The sequence below is a fragment of the Neobacillus bataviensis genome, assembly GCF_019969725.1.
Genome location: NZ_JAHXYW010000001.1, coordinates 172106 through 187098 on the forward strand (window position 1 = coordinate 172106; position 14993 = coordinate 187098).

Sequence of the window (14993 nt, forward strand, 5' to 3'; positions counted from 1 at the left end):
CGTTTTGGGTAACGTAGAACCACTCTACGTTCCTGAATCCTCTTCTCAACCTCGTTTTGGGTAACGTAGAACCACTCTACGTTCCTGAATCCTCTTCTCAACCTCGTTTTGGGTAACGTAGAACCACTCTACGTTCCTGAATCCTCTTCTCAACCTCGTTTTGGGTAACGTAGAACCACTATACGTTCCTGAATTCTTTTATCAACTTCGTTTTGGGGTAACGTAGAACCACTCTACGTTCCTGAATCCTCTTCTCAACCTCGTTTTGGGTAACGTAGAACCACTCTACGTTACCCTATAGTGATTCTTCAATGGATTTAGGTCACGTAGATGACTCCTACGTGACCGTATTGGGTTTCTTCTTTTGATTTAGGTCACGTATCCCCCTCATTTTAAAAAAATTTATCAGGAATGACCCTTTTTCACTAAGCTTCCTTTAAATCCGCCTGTTTTTTCACAAGGACCCTTATCACCAACAACGTCAAAATAACCGCAGCGACCAAATAAATCACCAACGCTGTGACATCAGTACGCAAAATATGATAATCCCCAGTTGAAATAATGGAACGGAAGCCTTGTACTGTATAGGACATTGGCAGCAGCGAATGGACCGTTTGTAAAAACGTTGGTGTGAGCTCGATTGGAAACGTTCCTGCACTCGAGGTCAACTGCAAGACAAGCAACACAATCGCTAGAAATCTCCCAGCATTATCCAAAGCAATCACAAGCAACAAAATAATCGACATAAACATCAAGCTTGCCAGAAAGGTAAATAGGTAAAGAAAACCAGGGTTCACAGGATCCAATCCAATTAATTTTATTAAAAAGAGATTGGTAATGATGCTATGAAAAATAGATATAAAAGCTAGTATAACCCATTTCGATAAAAACCAGGCCATCGCCGAAGGAGGCCGGGTGCTGGTGGCCCGAAACGGGAGGATCGTGGAAAGCAATAGAGCCCCAACGAACAAACTTAAGGATAAGAAATAGGGAGCTAAACCTGTTCCATAGTTTGGTACACTATGTACCAATTGCTCTTTTAGCCTGACCGGATTGGACATCATCTCATAAATAGGCTGTCCGGAATGAATGGCTTGAATTTGTTTTGCTCCATCTGTCAATTTATCCGTTAATTCCTTGCTGCCGGAAGCAAGGTCCACTTCCCCATCTTTCAAGGTTTGCAAATGGCCAATCACGCTATTCCACCCTGTATAAACATTTGTTGCCCCAGTAGAAATTTTTGCCTGTGAAGCAGCTAATTGCTTTGCACCATTTGATAGGTCTTTCAATTTAGCAGCAATCGTGGCTGATCCCGAACTAAGAGTTCCTGTACTTTGTGCGGCTTTATTCAATCCTTGATTAAAAGGGGTAAAATTCGAAGCGAATTTTACTAGACCACTACTGAGACTATTACTAATTTGAACCATTTGCTGATAGGCAGTGTCATTGGCAGATTCAGGGTGGCCAGTTGCATACCCTTCCATCGCTTGGCTTAATTGCTTTGAACCATTCACCAGCGGTCCCATCCCAGATGCCAGTTGAGCAGAACTGCTATTTAACTGTTTTAGTCCACTATCCAATGTTCCCAAACCACTATTTACCTGAGCCATACCCGATTGTAATTGCCCCGCACCATCGGATAATTGTTTGGCAGCATTGCTTAATTTTTGTGCTCCGCTTGACAGTTGACTTAACGGATTGACTTGCTTTTGCATGCCGCTGATAATTTCCTCGGTTCCTGACGTTATTTTGTTCAAGCCTTCGGTAATTTGGCCTGAACCTTTACTTGCTTCGTTCATGCCCTCTCCGACCGATTTAATATTGCCAAAAACGACTTCAGCATAATTTTTGCTGATTTGCTGAGCTAATTTTGTTCGAATCTTATCGACGGCATTTCTTCCAATTTGCGAGGCAATGAAATTGCTGCCCATATTCACTTTATAATAGAGATTAAGCGGCGTCGGTTTTTGCTCGGTTAGCGTCGTGGCCCTTTTGGAAAAATCGCGTGGAATATAAATTTCAAAATAATATTGATTATTTTTTAGTCCTCTATCAGCCACACTTTTACTGACAAAATTCCATTTAAAACTTATATCGTTCTTCAATTCTTTAACCAGATCATTACCTATCGCGTACGAGCTCCCTTTATAATCGACTTTTTCGTCGTCATTAACTACCGCGACCGGCAGTCTTTCTAAATGAGCGTATGGATCCCAGTTCGCCCACAAATAAGTTCCACTATATAGGATGGGAACAAATAAAATCACAATTAACGCTACCATCAGCTTTGGATTTTTAACCATTTGTCCCCATTCATGTCTAATCCAGGAAAACATAGTCAACGAATATACACCCTCTACTGTCATATCATATCTTTCATTATTTGTATGAATTGGTAGATTTATGTGTATTGAAAATGAATGCAAGAAAATTTAAGTGAAATTCCTGTTTGCATGGAAGGATTATTTTACATGAAAACAGAATAGTAAATTATCTATTCATTTCGATAAGCGAAATGAAGAAGAAAAATAGGTGGTGTGTAATAGATGGTTTTGTTAAACTCGCATAAAAATAATAGAATTATCCCTTACAATCATAAGATGGCTCCGCTTTTTATTCGCAACACCTTGCATTCCCTCATTCCCGAAGGAACAAAGCATATTTATGTCGTTGGAATTGGTTCCAATAGAATCAGCGGCGACAGTCTAGGTCCGTTTGTCGGGACCTTGCTTTCTAACCTGTTTCCTGGCCACTTAACTGTTTTAGGAAATCTTCAGTCTCCTATGGATGCGAAAACCCTCATTCCGGCGTTTACGCGGCTCAGCCTTCCAGATAATAGTTTTGTTGTTGCGATTGATAGTGTTCTAGGTTCAGTGGGGATCGTGAATTCCATAGTCGTTCGAGAAGGCGCGTTACTGCCAGGTGAAGGTCTTGGAAACCAGCTTCCTCCTATCGGCGACTGCAGCGTGATGGGAGTCGTCCTAGAAAATGATCCATCTGTGGAATCTTCTTTATTTATCACAAACCTTCACCTGATCTATACGATGGCTGTTAATATTGCAAAAGGAATTTCGCTTGCAGTTCGGCAGTATTTTAACTATCCTTCAAACCACCCGATTCTGCTTCATAATTAATATCCATTTTCCCTGATTACTCGGGGATTTTTTTTATATAGCCTTCTGTCAAAAAAAAATTTTCGTGTAAACGCAACCAATTTCCTTTCAAAATCCATTTATGAAAAAATTAGAGTATAATTGGAAGGGAATAAAAGTAAACAGGGGTAGAGATCATTGAATAAACAAAATAGCAGGTATCGTTGGGTGGTATTCGCCACCGTCTTGTTCACTTATTTTTTAATCGTGAGTCAAAGGACAGCACCGGGATTAATTTCCGATCAATTAATGAAAGATTTTAACATTACGGCGGCAACCATCGGACTCTTGACCAGTGTTCAATTCTTGGCCTATGCTGGGCTGCAGGTTCCGATTGGTATCCTTTCTGACCGGTTTGGTCCAAATGTGTTTTTAATCGTTGGGGCTATACTCAATGGGCTGGGAACGGTACTTTATAGTCTTGCAACAAATGAATATATGCTTCTTATTGCCAGATTGATGGCAGGTATGGGTGATGCGACGATTTGGGTTAATTTGGTTTTAATTATGAGCCAATGGTTTAAAGTAAGAGAATTTGTCGGCTTACTAGGATTCGCTGGGATGGGCGGAAGCCTTGGTTTCTTAATGGCAACCGTTCCCTTTTCCGCTTGGATCACCTTATCTGGCTGGAGAACTCCATTTTTTATTACAGGAATCCTATTATGTTTATGTGGACTTCTTTTATATATTGTTCTCGTAAACAAACCAAAGAAAATTTTTACGAACGAAGCTTTAAAAGTTAAAAAAGAGAAAAAGCGTGAAAATACGTTGGTTTTATTAAGACGGATGTTCTCCGATCGTCAAGCATGGGCAACCTTCTTATGTCATTTTGGCTTGGTCGGTACGTATGTTGGTTTTATCGGTTCTTGGGCTGTTCCTTATGGCATGCATGTTTACGGGATGAGCCGATCGGATGCTAGTCAGTTGATTATGTATGGTTTGGTTGGGGCTCTTATTGGCGCTCCGCTCACAGGCTGGATTTCCGGCCGTCTGGAGTCCATTAAACGACCATATATCATTGTCCATATTATTGTTTTTATTTGCTGGATTGCTTTCCTTTTATTCAATGGCAAGCCATCTTATAGTATGCTGGTGGTTCTTTTCTTTATCATTGGTTATGGAAATGGGGCTAGCTCGTTGACCTTTGCTGTGGTCCGCAAATCTTTCCCGATGAAAGAGGTAGGGGTGGTTTCAGGATTCGCCAATACAGGTGGATTTTTAAGCGCGGTACTTCTGCCAATTATTTTCGGAAAAGTATTAGACCATTTTCATGCGGCCAGCAGCAGTGTTGGCTATCACTATGGGTTTATCATCCCCGTCCTGTTTTCCATGTTTGGCTTAATTGGGGGCATTCTAATAAAAGAACAGCGCCAGGAAGCCAATCAGCCTAGTGAAATGTTGGCTTAGGTTAATCTTTTAATAAATTTTTTATGTCAGAAGGGTTTCTATTGAAGTATTTGCCAATCAATTCGGATGACAAAAGAATACGTTTTTTGATCACGCTGGTAATTGCCTTTATTGGTGGAATAATTTTCACTATCATTCATACGCCTATACCATGGCTGCTTGGTCCGATGACCGCTGTCCTGATTGGCGCAAGGTTAGTGAAGCTTCCGTTATTCTGGCCAAGATACATTCGGGATATCGGGCTAATCATTGTGGGTTATTCCATAGGACTTTCGTTTACAAAGGATGCTCTATTGCAAATTGTTGAAAAGCTTCCTTCGATGCTCCTTATGACAGTAACGCTTGTTGTATTTTGCGCGGGAATTGCTTTCATTATCTCCAAACTTACCGGTGTAGATTATCCAACGGTGCTAACAGGCAGTATTCCAGGCGGGCTTTCTCAAATGATTACCTTTGCCGAGGAAGTAAAAGGAATTGATATCACAACAGTTACCTTCCTTCAGGTGGCAAGATTATTGATGATCATTTTCTTTGTTCCCTTTCTGGTTTTAGGACCTTTTTTTCAAAAAGTTAACTCGGGTCCTGTTGCAGACATCACTCATAAGACAGCAGCATTATCTGAACCATTTTTCCCAACCATTCTTTTGTTTGCGGTTGTCTGTGTGCTTTGTGCTTTCCTTGGAAAAAAACTTAGGTTTCCCACTCCATTCTTATTGGCGCCGATTATCGGAACTGCCGTCATCAATATTTCCGGACTACATGGGCCTCCCCTATCTCCAACGATTTTGGACCTTTCACAATTCCTGATTGGCGGTTATATAGGGTTATTATTAAAACCGGAAAAATTGCCGCACAAAAGTAAAATGATTACCCTTGCCCTAATAAGCGGCATGGTCATGATACTAGGCTCCATCGGCTTAAGCTTGCTGCTTGTTTTCTATTACCATATTACTCCGTCTACAAGTTTTTTAAGCACAGCACCCGGCGGTATGGATCAAATGGGTATACTCGCCCATGAAGTGCATGCAGATTTATCAATGGTAACCGGGTACCAATTATTCCGGCTCCTATTTATCTATTTTGCGGTTCCGCCAATATTGAAGTTGTTTTTTAGGGTACGGAGGAAAGCGAAGCAAATATAAAGCGGTGTTCACATTGAACACCGCTTTATTTATTATAGAGTTTTGTAATACAAAACAGTCGCATGCAGCTCCCCGTTTGCTGACTTGGCAAAGTTCGGGATTCGTCCTGCTTCGATAAATCCCAATGATTGATAAAGTTTGTTAGAGGGATCTCCCTCCCTAGTATCTAGAACTAACAATGACCGGCCTTCTTGTATTGCCCGTTCCTCTGCTTTTTGCATTAATGCCCGACCTAAACCCTGCCGCCTAAAGTCAGGATCCGTAATGAGCTTGGCGATATCGACTCTATGTAAACCGTTTGGTTTCCTGCATAAATGTAATTGAACACTCCCGACGATTCTATTGTTCATTTTCGCCACAAATAAAATCACACCAGGAGATAAAACCGTTTCCCAATACTCCCTAGCAAATGATGGTTTCATTGGCGGCAGAAAGCCTACGGCTGCGCCATCATCGACTACTTTCACCAATAGCTCAGAAAGCTCCGAGATAGATTTCTCAAGCGAAGTCAATTCCTCAATAATCAACCTAAACACCCCCTCTTTGATGATAACTCACAACATCAATCAGAACTACAAATATGGCAGATTATCTTACATTTTAATTACCATTTTAGACCATACTGAAATAGAAACAATTAAAAGTGAAGGATGAAGTAGATTGCATGTTGTTTTTGACGCGATTATCCGTACGTGTATTGCCTATATCGTTTTAATGGTCGTTTCACTATGGATCGGAAAACAGGTTAACTCCCATACAAATTATTATAATTTTGCTTTGTCAATCACGATAGGTTCTTTTGTTGCGAACATGGGATTTGATACAAATCTCCACTTCGGTCCGATGATTGCTTCTTTTCTCGCCCTTATTTTGATTTATTTTTTCTTATCCCTTATTTCTGCAAACAGCCGGCCCTTTCGCAGGTGGCTATCCGGGCAGCCAACGGTCATCATTGATAATGGGAAAATTCTGGATGCCCAAATGAAAAAAATAAGATATACCTTGGATGATTTAAATCAGCAGCTTAGAGAGCAAGGAATATTTGATATTTTTGAGGTGGAATATGCGCTCTTAGAGGTGAGCGGCAAATTATCAGTTTTGAAAAAAACACAATTTCAAAATGTCAGCAAGAAAGATTTTAATCCTGCTAATTCAAGCGAAAACGTTATCCTGCCAAAAGAACTCATTATGGATGGAAAGGTAATTGAGAAGAATTTTAACCAAAATTTTTCAAAACAATGGCTGGATCAGGAATTAAAATCGCGAAGTTTACAAATCAAGGCGGTTCAATATGCCGTCATTTCATCCAATGGCAGTTTATTTATTGATTTATTTGACGATCATTTGAACTCACCGTTAGACACCGAATGAAAATGGCTGCCCTAAATACTGGCAGCCACTCTTATTTAGACTCTATTTTTTTAAAAAGTGAATCTGCGACCTGTTAACAAACTGAATAGGGCGATAATTAACGCGATGCGAATAGCCAATCTTACGGCGCGGCCTCTGATTCTAGTACGTAAAATAATGCTGTCGCCGCCAACATATTCTAGTGTTCCTGTATAGGTCCCATTATTCGTTACAACTTCTACTTCTTGACCAACAAGCCTATCTGCAAAGTCTCGAAAACTTTGTGAGCTCATCCAACTCAACTCCTTTCATTTCTATTAAATGAATTTTTCATAGAAATGATTGGGTATTTGCAGGACAAGCTTTTTATAAATGTTAAACATTGACTACATTCGTTGATTCTTTGAATACGTCTACTAAATAATCTACCGCTGTTAAATAGACCATCCCGTTACCTTCAAGCTTTGGAGAATATCCTAATGGGACCGTTCTCCTTATTAATTGGGCATACAGTTCTGGTTCTGATAGATTTCTCTCGAATGCTTGATTTGACAAAGATTTTATAAGAGCCAATGCACCTGAGACATGTGGTGTTGCCATTGAGGTTCCGCTGAGTCTAGCATATTTCCCCTTCAAATAAGTGGATAAGATATTTTCACCGGGTGCCACCACATCGACCTCTTTATTGGAATTACTAAAATCAGAAATATGACGTTCAAGGTTGATCGCTCCTACACTTATAACCTCGTTATAGGATCCAGGATAATCGAATTCATCTGTAGAACCTTGTCCATCTCCTTCATTTCCTGCAGCACAGACGACTAGAATATTATTGGCCACCGCTTTTTGGATGGCTTCGTGTAATTCCGGTACATCCTCTGGCCCGCCGAGGCTCATCGAGATGATATCCGCCTTTTGTTCAATGGCGTAATAGATTCCATTTATAATCCAGTCATATTGACCGGAGCCATTTCTATCAAGAACTTTTACAATTAATAGATTTGCTTCAGGGGCAACTCCGACTACGCCCTGCTGGTTCGCAGTTGCTGCGATGGTCCCGGCAACATGTGTCCCGTGCCCATTGTAATCCTTATAAATCGATTTGTTCCCTTTGTCATCATTCGTAAAATTGCATCCGCCAATAATCCGTTCCTTTAAGTCAGGATGTGCGAGATCACAGCCTGTGTCCAAGATCGCAATGGTAATGCCCTTCCCTTTTGTTTTTTCCCAAACTTTCGGGGACTGAATCATTTCAACCCCTTTTGGCACCTCGGTTACTTCTTCAACCTCTGCCATTACCTGGTACGGAATCAAGCGTACTTTTCGCTCCATCGTATTCCCCCTAACAGATTTTATGGAAGCCAACCCATGATGATTAATAATAGTTTAACAATTCTGAAACTATTAAAATAGGTTCCTTTGGACTGTTTTTCCTCCTTTCACTCGTAATATAGGGACAAAGGATTAAAATAGACAGGCTGTAAAAATTACGAAAAGCAATTTTAATCAAATTAATACATGATGGTAATCTAGGAAAAAATTATCTATGTTACATTGAATTTAGATTTTACTAAGTTGGGATATGAGTTGAGGACATGCTAAATGTGAAAGAAGTAACGAAATTACTAGGTGCCGAGGGCATTACAACGAGCGAGCAAATGGTTATCCGTTGGATTCTCGATGGAAAACTAAAAGCGAAACGGACTACAAATTTAAACATTGACTACCTGATTAAACCCAATGATTTGGCTGCCTTTATTTTAGAAAAAATAATAGAAGAAAATCGCAAAAAATTTGGTGTTGATTATCAGGATTGGGAGAAAACCTTCAAGGAAAACCAGAAATTGAAGGATGAGATTGAGGAGCTCAAAAGTAGTTTCCGTATCGAACAAGCGAAAGTGCGATCTTTGAAAAAAATGCTGCAGGCGGAATATGCTATTTCAGAACCTGCTTCTATTAATTTTCCGTCGTTATTAGGATTAGACGCAAATGCTGACAAAGATTTGGTAAAGAAAGAGTTTAAAAAACTACTAAAAGCATTACATCCTGATCGCGGCGGAGATGATCGGCTTTTTAAGGTGTTTTATGAACACTATGAAGCAGCAAAATCGAATTAGCGTTAATATTTTTCTACAAATGATAGGAACTACATATTAAATGGTGTCGTTTTATGCAGGATTTTTACTATCTTGATAAAAATCTTGGGCTATTTGTAGATAAGTTTTCTAAGGTGCTGGCAGGAAAAACTGGACACAATCGAAAAATATTAAGGAAGACAAATCAGATGTCTTACTAATTAGTTGAAAGGTGGTCATTGTCATGGCTATGGAATTATCCCTACAACAAATTGTCGAAGGAATCCCGAAGTCCTTATTGAATGCATCTGATAGAGATTTGGAAGGTTTCCAAAACATCATTGATGAAACGATTAAATTAAGAGAGGCGCACCGAAACCTGCAAAAAATGGTGAAAAACTTCTCCACATCTACCATTCAGCGCTCTTAAAAACGAAATGTAAAACGGAAGGTGAAAGTCACCTCCCGTTTTTTTTTATCGTTTAATTGCTATACATTTTATCGCCACGCGGGCGATTAATTCCTCGGCTCGTTTCCAACGTCAAAAGTGTGGACAAACATTAGTGTTTTTTACCTATTTTTTTATACTCATTTTCTCCTAATCTTGTTTTTTCTAGCCTCCTATTAATAGTAATTTAATCCTTATTTTTACATTTTAATTTATTTCCATATTCGAAATAGTCAGAAAATGCTATTATTTTCCTGTACAGATAAAACATTGAGGGGGTTGAATTTTTGAAAAGAACTCTAGTATTTTTGATTAGTTTTTTACTAACAGCCATTTCAACTACAGCGTACGCCGAACAGCCTGGTTTATCTGATTTTCCAGAACCCGTTGATTCCCAGTCCTGGGTTCTGCCTCGGGATATGTCCTGGAGTGATTACCGTCCTGTTCCAGGAATTGACTGGAATACCGCTGAGATTCAACCAGAAAGAGTTATTAAAGGAGCATTAATCATCGTTGATTTCCCCGATCGCGATTTTATTTTAAGCCAACCTGAGGGCTCGGAGATAGCCGGTAATCCAATTGGCACTGGAAAAGTCCCTCGTGATCAGCTCGGCAAATGGTGGGAGGATTTCCTTAATAAGCCTTCCTCATTAAACAATTATCGAACAGTTAATGAATACTGGCGTGAGAATTCTTTTGGCAAGTGGAAAATTGAGCTGAAGGCATTTGGTCCGTATCGAATGGATGGAAATGAATTTGAGTATGGACTGAATGAATTTGGACAGCAGGTAAACATGCCTGCAGGATTCAAGGGAAGAAATCTTCGTACAGAGGCAGTTCAAAAAGCTCAAGCTGACCTGGCAGCATCCGGTGAAACCTTCGACTTTAGATTTATTGTTCATTCAGGGTATGATGAATCTGGCGTTTGGCAGGAGCTAGGCGAAATGATGTTCCAAAACGCTAAATCCGTAACCCCTTCTTTTGGTCCTAATGTTGCAGGAATGTCAAATTCAGCTGTAACCCGCTATGTCCCATGGACTTCTTGGTATGCAGCAAAAGGGATTTGGTCAAGTGCTGGCGGTGGCACCTCTATCCAAGGTGAAAATGATGGAATGGGTACCTTCGCACATGAATTCGGCCATATAATGAGCCTTGGCGATAACTACAACAATCCATATGGTATTCCCGTTTCTCGTACTTATTCTGGACCTTGGGAGTTAATGAGCCGCGGCAGCTTCAATGGCCCAGGCGGCCCGCACACAAGATGGATGGTTCCATCCACATTAGGCGCATCGGCCCCTTCACATCATATGCTCCGGAATAAAATCAAGCAGGGCTTCCTGGCACCTGATCAATATCTAAGTTTAGATCGAGACAAGCTTGTCGAAAGTGGTCCAGTCTTTGCGGATATCATTTCACGCGAGGTGCCGACCGGCAGTCAATTTGGACGTACTGGTCTTCACGGTATTAACATCAGCATGGTGGACAATACACCAGCGAACTCTCTTAGTGATGATTGGCGTGCTGACATGCAGCGCGGTGCCAAATGGTACAATAATTACACCCTCGAAGTTGTTGACAGAGTCGGATACGATTCATTTGTCCCAGACTCTGGTGTATTATTAGCGAAAACAAAGAATACCGAGTCTGCTCCAAACATTTGGGTCATTGACTCCCATAAAGAGGATATCAATTTGGTCGACTTTAAACGGCCGGATGGTACAACTGCTATGCTGTCTAAAGGTGATTATCAGCAGTTAGCCGATTCTCTTTTCAAGGCTGGTACCGGGGCTGGAGTTGTTAGTGAATATAAGGATGAAAATAACAGGCTCCACTTCTATATTTTAGGAAAAAAACATGACGCAACTGGTGCACTTTCATACCGGGTTGCTGTCCGTAATATAGATGGTGCAGGTTCCTTTACACGCGGGGTTGCTATTGCGAATGGCACGTCAGAATTCGCCGCACCTGGAAGGGTCGCTGTTTATAATTTCAGTGTAACGAATTCTGGAAACAGCAGTGATCTCATCCGTCTTAACGCCAAGACACAGGCTGGATGGGATATCATGTTGGAGAATAACGTTATCGAAGTAGAGGCTGGGAAAACGGTTAATGTTCCAGTTTATGTAAAAATCCCTAAGAATAGCAAAACTGGTGTTCAACCGGTGCCTACGGATCTTACATTTACTAGTACCTCAGAAACGGACCCTGCAAAATCAGCTAGCGCCACTAGACGAATTGGCGCTGGGAATGGAAAATAAGATCTTCCCTGAGGCTGAACCAAACATTGGTTCAGCTTTTTGTGTTTTGTGAGGCACTAATCTCGATTCGCAAATAAACCAGATTAATTCGCAAATATATCTAGTGAATTCGCAAATAAACTAGATATATTCGCAAATAAGAAATAAACTTTTGCAAAATCGTAAATTATTTAGTGTAATATTACATCTCTTCTATGATTTATCAGCGAATTCCGTAAGTTTATCGGCGAATTTCCCGAATTTATCAGCGATTCCAAAATCATACGTAACTTTTCTCTTTCAAATCCGAAAAAAACAATTTCTCTGCATTCGAATTAATTTTTCAACCATCCTATAAATGGAGGTGAAATTTATGCCAAAAAATAATCCGATTGAATACTCCGGAAAGGTTCTGGATCATCGAAATAACCTGACGGGGCCAGACGATTCGGGTAAGAACGGGTATCCAAAAGCACCAAAACATGTTGTTATACAAGAGTCAAATAGAAAGGAGTGAACCGGATGGATGGAAAGTATAATACAAATGATGATGCCACGGTGGAATTGAAGAAAGTGATGAGTAAATCACAGCCAAGAAAGAACCCGAATATGAGCGATGCTGAATATAAGATGAAATTTGAAGGAAAGAAAAGCTAATAAAACAAACAAAGGGCAAGGTTAAAATACCTGCCCTTTTTGTGTCTCATTTTGGATATAGAATTTCATCGATGATCCCATATTCCTTAGCTTCCTCGGCACTCATGAAAAAGTCGCGGTCTGTGTCTCGGGCTACTTTTTCAAGCGGCTGCCCTGTCCGCTCGGAAATGATTTGATTAATATGTTCCCTTAATTTCAGAATCCTCCGAGCGGAAATTTCGATTTCGGTTGCCTGCCCTCTCGCCCCGCCCAATGGCTGATGAATCATGATTTCACTATTTGGCAGCGCATATCGTTTCCCCTTCGTTCCCGCCAGCAATAGCATCGCTCCGAATGATGCCGCCATGCCGGTACAGATTGTTCTAACGTCCGGCTTAATGAATTGCATTGTATCAAAAATAGCAAAGCCCGCAGAGGTGGATCCGCCAGGGCTATTAATATAAAGGGAAATTTCTTTATCCGGAGCATCCGCTGCTAAAAATAGTAACTGGGCAACAACACTGTTAGCCACGTGATCGTTGATTTCATCCCCAATGATAATGATTCTGTCCTTTAATAACCTTGAATAAATATCGTAGGAACGCTCCCCGCGATTGGAATGTTCGATTACATATGGAATGGTACTCATGATTAACTCCTCCTTAAAGCGATGAATTGGCTATGCCGCCATACAGAGAGTGCTTGAAGGAGAGTTTGATGGAGTTGGCCGTGTTACGAGATTTGTTCCGTTAAACATACTTTGTAGTGTTGGGATAGTTTGAATAAGGACGGTAGGGTCTTCCATTAACAACGATTTTTTAAAAAGCTCTGTAAGCTGCTCCCGCTCCTCTTCATCCCAGAAAATTTCTAAGGAATGAGAATGATTTTCTTTTTCCAACCGCTTTTTGGCTCGATGCAAATTGGACTTTACAGCCATTTCTGTTGTTTCTAAGATGTCGGCAATCTCCTTTATTTGATATTGAAATGCCTCTTTTAACAAAAAGATGATTGCCTGCTTTGGTGTAAATTGCTCGATCAGCATATCGACAGTCTCATCCAATTGATGAGTTGTCGATACCTTTTCAATTTCTGATTCAATCGTTTCATGCTTCCTTTTTCTGAGCAGATCAATCCAATGATGGTAGGCAATTTTATTTAATAAAGCTGTAGACATTTTTTGCTGATATTTCAATGCCTTCAGGTACGTTTCTTGGGCGATATCTTCGCCATCCCATTTATTTTGAGCAAGGAAGCGGCAATATCGCTGCAATTTTGGATAATGTTCTTTCCAAAATGGATCGTCTTCATGATGTGGACCTTCTAACGGGAATGGTCTCGGCTTGTGTGACATGTTTTTTTCACTCCTTTAGCACTCTCTACACTATAAACGATTTAAGGCAGGGGAAAAGATACGGGGTCCTAAAATATTTTTTATTAATATATGCAAGGGGGAAATTGAGCAACTAGGTTATTTTCATTTAGATTATTCGTCAGATTTTGTCCCCTAATACCTATGGTGTATTTTTCAGGAGGACATTCTTTTTTTAGCATTTGGATGGTGTTTACCCATATATTTATTCTACACCACTATTAGAGGGGGAATTGATTTTATGAATCAACAAACCTTAATAATGGATTTAGATGATACCCTCATCCACTGCAGCAAGTACTTTAGGAAGTCTAAAAACCAATTTGCTGATCAAATGCTCGATTGGTTTCATTCTGCAACGAGAGAAGAGATCCTCCAAAAACAGTTGGAGATTGACTTAAAAAATGTTGAAGAATTCGGCTTACATTCTTCCTTATATCCCGAATCGCTCGTTTTAACCTATAAATATTTTTGCGTGAAATATGGAAGAGGAATTTCAGATTTTGAAATAAAACATATACACAGTATCGGCCAAAGTGTTTTTCAGATTGATGTGCAGCCGTTCCCTTATTTATATGAAGTATTGGATAGGCTGCAGGAGGATGGCCATGATTTAGTTTTATTTACTGGCGGCGATGAAAAAAATCAAAGAAGGAAAATTAACCAATTAGGTTTGGAAAATTACTTTGGAGAGCGTGTGTTTATTTGTGAACACAAAAATTCATACGCGTTGCAAATGGTCCTGGATGAGATTGCGACGGAGAAGTATTTCACCTGGATGGTCGGTAATTCTCTTAAAACAGATATTAAGCCAGCGATTGAGCTTGGAATTAATGCCATCCATATCCCAGCGGAAATTGATTGGAGCTATAACATATTGGATATTGATATTGAACCAAACGGGACTGTTGCTGAATTGCAATCACTGCTGCAGCTTCCGGAATATTTGCGGGATTACGCTTTTTATCAGGTAGCTAAATAATAGTTAAAACCCTTGATTAAGTGACATGAATCAAGGGTTTTTCTTTTTACATAAAGTGAGGCATTGAAATTTGCTGATCTTTATTTTTTTCGTACAACTTTTCAACCATTTCTTGATGGACCGCGTCATTTACACTCATTTTACGTTTTTTGATGGTAATAGTTAAGAAAAATATATTTAAAGTCATTTTTG

The 14993-nt window shown here is 40.1% G+C and carries 17 protein-coding genes; 10 read left to right on the forward strand and 7 right to left on the reverse strand.

Features of this window, described 5'->3' with window-relative positions:
- Positions 1 to 425 precede the first annotated feature (425 nt).
- Entirely contained in the window at positions 426 to 2336 is a 1911-nt protein-coding gene (locus LC455_RS00905; RefSeq protein ID WP_223588643.1) for a YhgE/Pip domain-containing protein, read from the reverse strand.
- Between the two features lie 210 nt (positions 2337 to 2546).
- Here LC455_RS00905 and yyaC point away from each other — a divergent pair, with 210 nt between their 5' ends.
- From yyaC to LC455_RS00920, 3 genes are all read left to right on the forward strand, one after another.
- Entirely contained in the window at positions 2547 to 3134 is a 588-nt protein-coding gene (gene yyaC, locus LC455_RS00910; RefSeq protein WP_223587685.1) for a spore protease YyaC, read from the forward strand.
- A 156-nt stretch (positions 3135 to 3290) separates the two neighbouring features.
- The gene (locus tag LC455_RS00915; RefSeq protein ID WP_223587686.1) at positions 3291 to 4559 is read left to right on the forward strand and encodes an MFS transporter; all 1269 of its coding nucleotides are present in this window, start codon (positions 3291 to 3293) and stop codon (positions 4557 to 4559) included.
- A 41-nt stretch (positions 4560 to 4600) separates the two neighbouring features.
- Positions 4601 to 5701 (forward strand): AbrB family transcriptional regulator, encoded by a 1101-nt coding sequence (locus tag LC455_RS00920; protein ID WP_223587687.1) that lies wholly within the window; start codon positions 4601 to 4603, stop codon positions 5699 to 5701.
- Between the two features lie 32 nt (positions 5702 to 5733).
- Here the strand turns inward: LC455_RS00920 and LC455_RS00925 are convergent, their stop codons facing one another.
- Positions 5734 to 6237: a GNAT family N-acetyltransferase gene (locus LC455_RS00925; RefSeq protein ID WP_223587688.1), complete on the reverse strand. Its 504-nt coding sequence runs from the start codon at positions 6235 to 6237 to the stop codon at positions 5734 to 5736.
- 124 nt (positions 6238 to 6361) lie between these two features.
- On the opposite strand from LC455_RS00925, the gene LC455_RS00930 reads away from it, so the two are divergent.
- Positions 6362 to 7072, forward strand: coding sequence for a DUF421 domain-containing protein (locus LC455_RS00930; RefSeq protein WP_223587689.1), 711 nt, complete (start codon positions 6362 to 6364; stop codon positions 7070 to 7072).
- A gap of 50 nt (positions 7073 to 7122) precedes the next feature.
- Here the strand turns inward: LC455_RS00930 and LC455_RS00935 are convergent, their stop codons facing one another.
- Together LC455_RS00935 and LC455_RS00940 are read right to left on the reverse strand one after the other, a co-directional pair.
- Positions 7123 to 7344, reverse strand: a complete 222-nt coding sequence (locus tag LC455_RS00935; RefSeq protein WP_223587690.1) for a hypothetical protein — start codon at positions 7342 to 7344, stop codon at positions 7123 to 7125.
- A gap of 82 nt (positions 7345 to 7426) precedes the next feature.
- Positions 7427 to 8383 (reverse strand): S8 family peptidase, encoded by a 957-nt coding sequence (locus LC455_RS00940; protein ID WP_223587691.1) that lies wholly within the window; start codon positions 8381 to 8383, stop codon positions 7427 to 7429.
- Between the two features lie 263 nt (positions 8384 to 8646).
- Here LC455_RS00940 and LC455_RS00945 point away from each other — a divergent pair, with 263 nt between their 5' ends.
- From LC455_RS00945 to LC455_RS31265, 5 genes are all read left to right on the forward strand, one after another.
- A complete protein-coding gene (locus LC455_RS00945; RefSeq protein WP_223587692.1) occupies positions 8647 to 9168 on the forward strand; it encodes a J domain-containing protein in 522 nt (173 codons plus the stop codon).
- Between the two features lie 202 nt (positions 9169 to 9370).
- Positions 9371 to 9556, forward strand: coding sequence for a hypothetical protein (locus LC455_RS00950; protein ID WP_223587693.1), 186 nt, complete (start codon positions 9371 to 9373; stop codon positions 9554 to 9556).
- A 305-nt stretch (positions 9557 to 9861) separates the two neighbouring features.
- A complete protein-coding gene (locus LC455_RS00955; RefSeq protein ID WP_223587694.1) occupies positions 9862 to 11835 on the forward strand; it encodes a M6 family metalloprotease domain-containing protein in 1974 nt (657 codons plus the stop codon).
- A 352-nt stretch (positions 11836 to 12187) separates the two neighbouring features.
- Entirely contained in the window at positions 12188 to 12331 is a 144-nt protein-coding gene (locus LC455_RS00960) for a hypothetical protein (protein ID WP_223587695.1), read from the forward strand.
- A 5-nt stretch (positions 12332 to 12336) separates the two neighbouring features.
- Entirely contained in the window at positions 12337 to 12471 is a 135-nt protein-coding gene (locus LC455_RS31265) for a hypothetical protein (protein ID WP_263297647.1), read from the forward strand.
- A gap of 46 nt (positions 12472 to 12517) precedes the next feature.
- Here the strand turns inward: LC455_RS31265 and clpP are convergent, their stop codons facing one another.
- Both clpP and LC455_RS00970 read right to left on the reverse strand, forming a co-directional pair.
- A complete protein-coding gene (gene clpP / locus LC455_RS00965; protein WP_223587696.1) occupies positions 12518 to 13099 on the reverse strand; it encodes an ATP-dependent Clp endopeptidase proteolytic subunit ClpP in 582 nt (193 codons plus the stop codon).
- 30 nt (positions 13100 to 13129) lie between these two features.
- Positions 13130 to 13801, reverse strand: coding sequence for a sigma factor-like helix-turn-helix DNA-binding protein (locus LC455_RS00970; RefSeq protein WP_223587697.1), 672 nt, complete (start codon positions 13799 to 13801; stop codon positions 13130 to 13132).
- A 259-nt stretch (positions 13802 to 14060) separates the two neighbouring features.
- Here LC455_RS00970 and LC455_RS00975 point away from each other — a divergent pair, with 259 nt between their 5' ends.
- Positions 14061 to 14801, forward strand: coding sequence for an HAD family hydrolase (locus tag LC455_RS00975; protein ID WP_223587698.1), 741 nt, complete (start codon positions 14061 to 14063; stop codon positions 14799 to 14801).
- 46 nt (positions 14802 to 14847) lie between these two features.
- Here the strand turns inward: LC455_RS00975 and LC455_RS00980 are convergent, their stop codons facing one another.
- Complete coding sequence (locus tag LC455_RS00980; protein WP_223587699.1) at positions 14848 to 14988, reverse strand: YrzI family small protein; 141 nt, start codon at positions 14986 to 14988, stop codon at positions 14848 to 14850.
- Positions 14989 to 14993 lie beyond the last annotated feature (5 nt).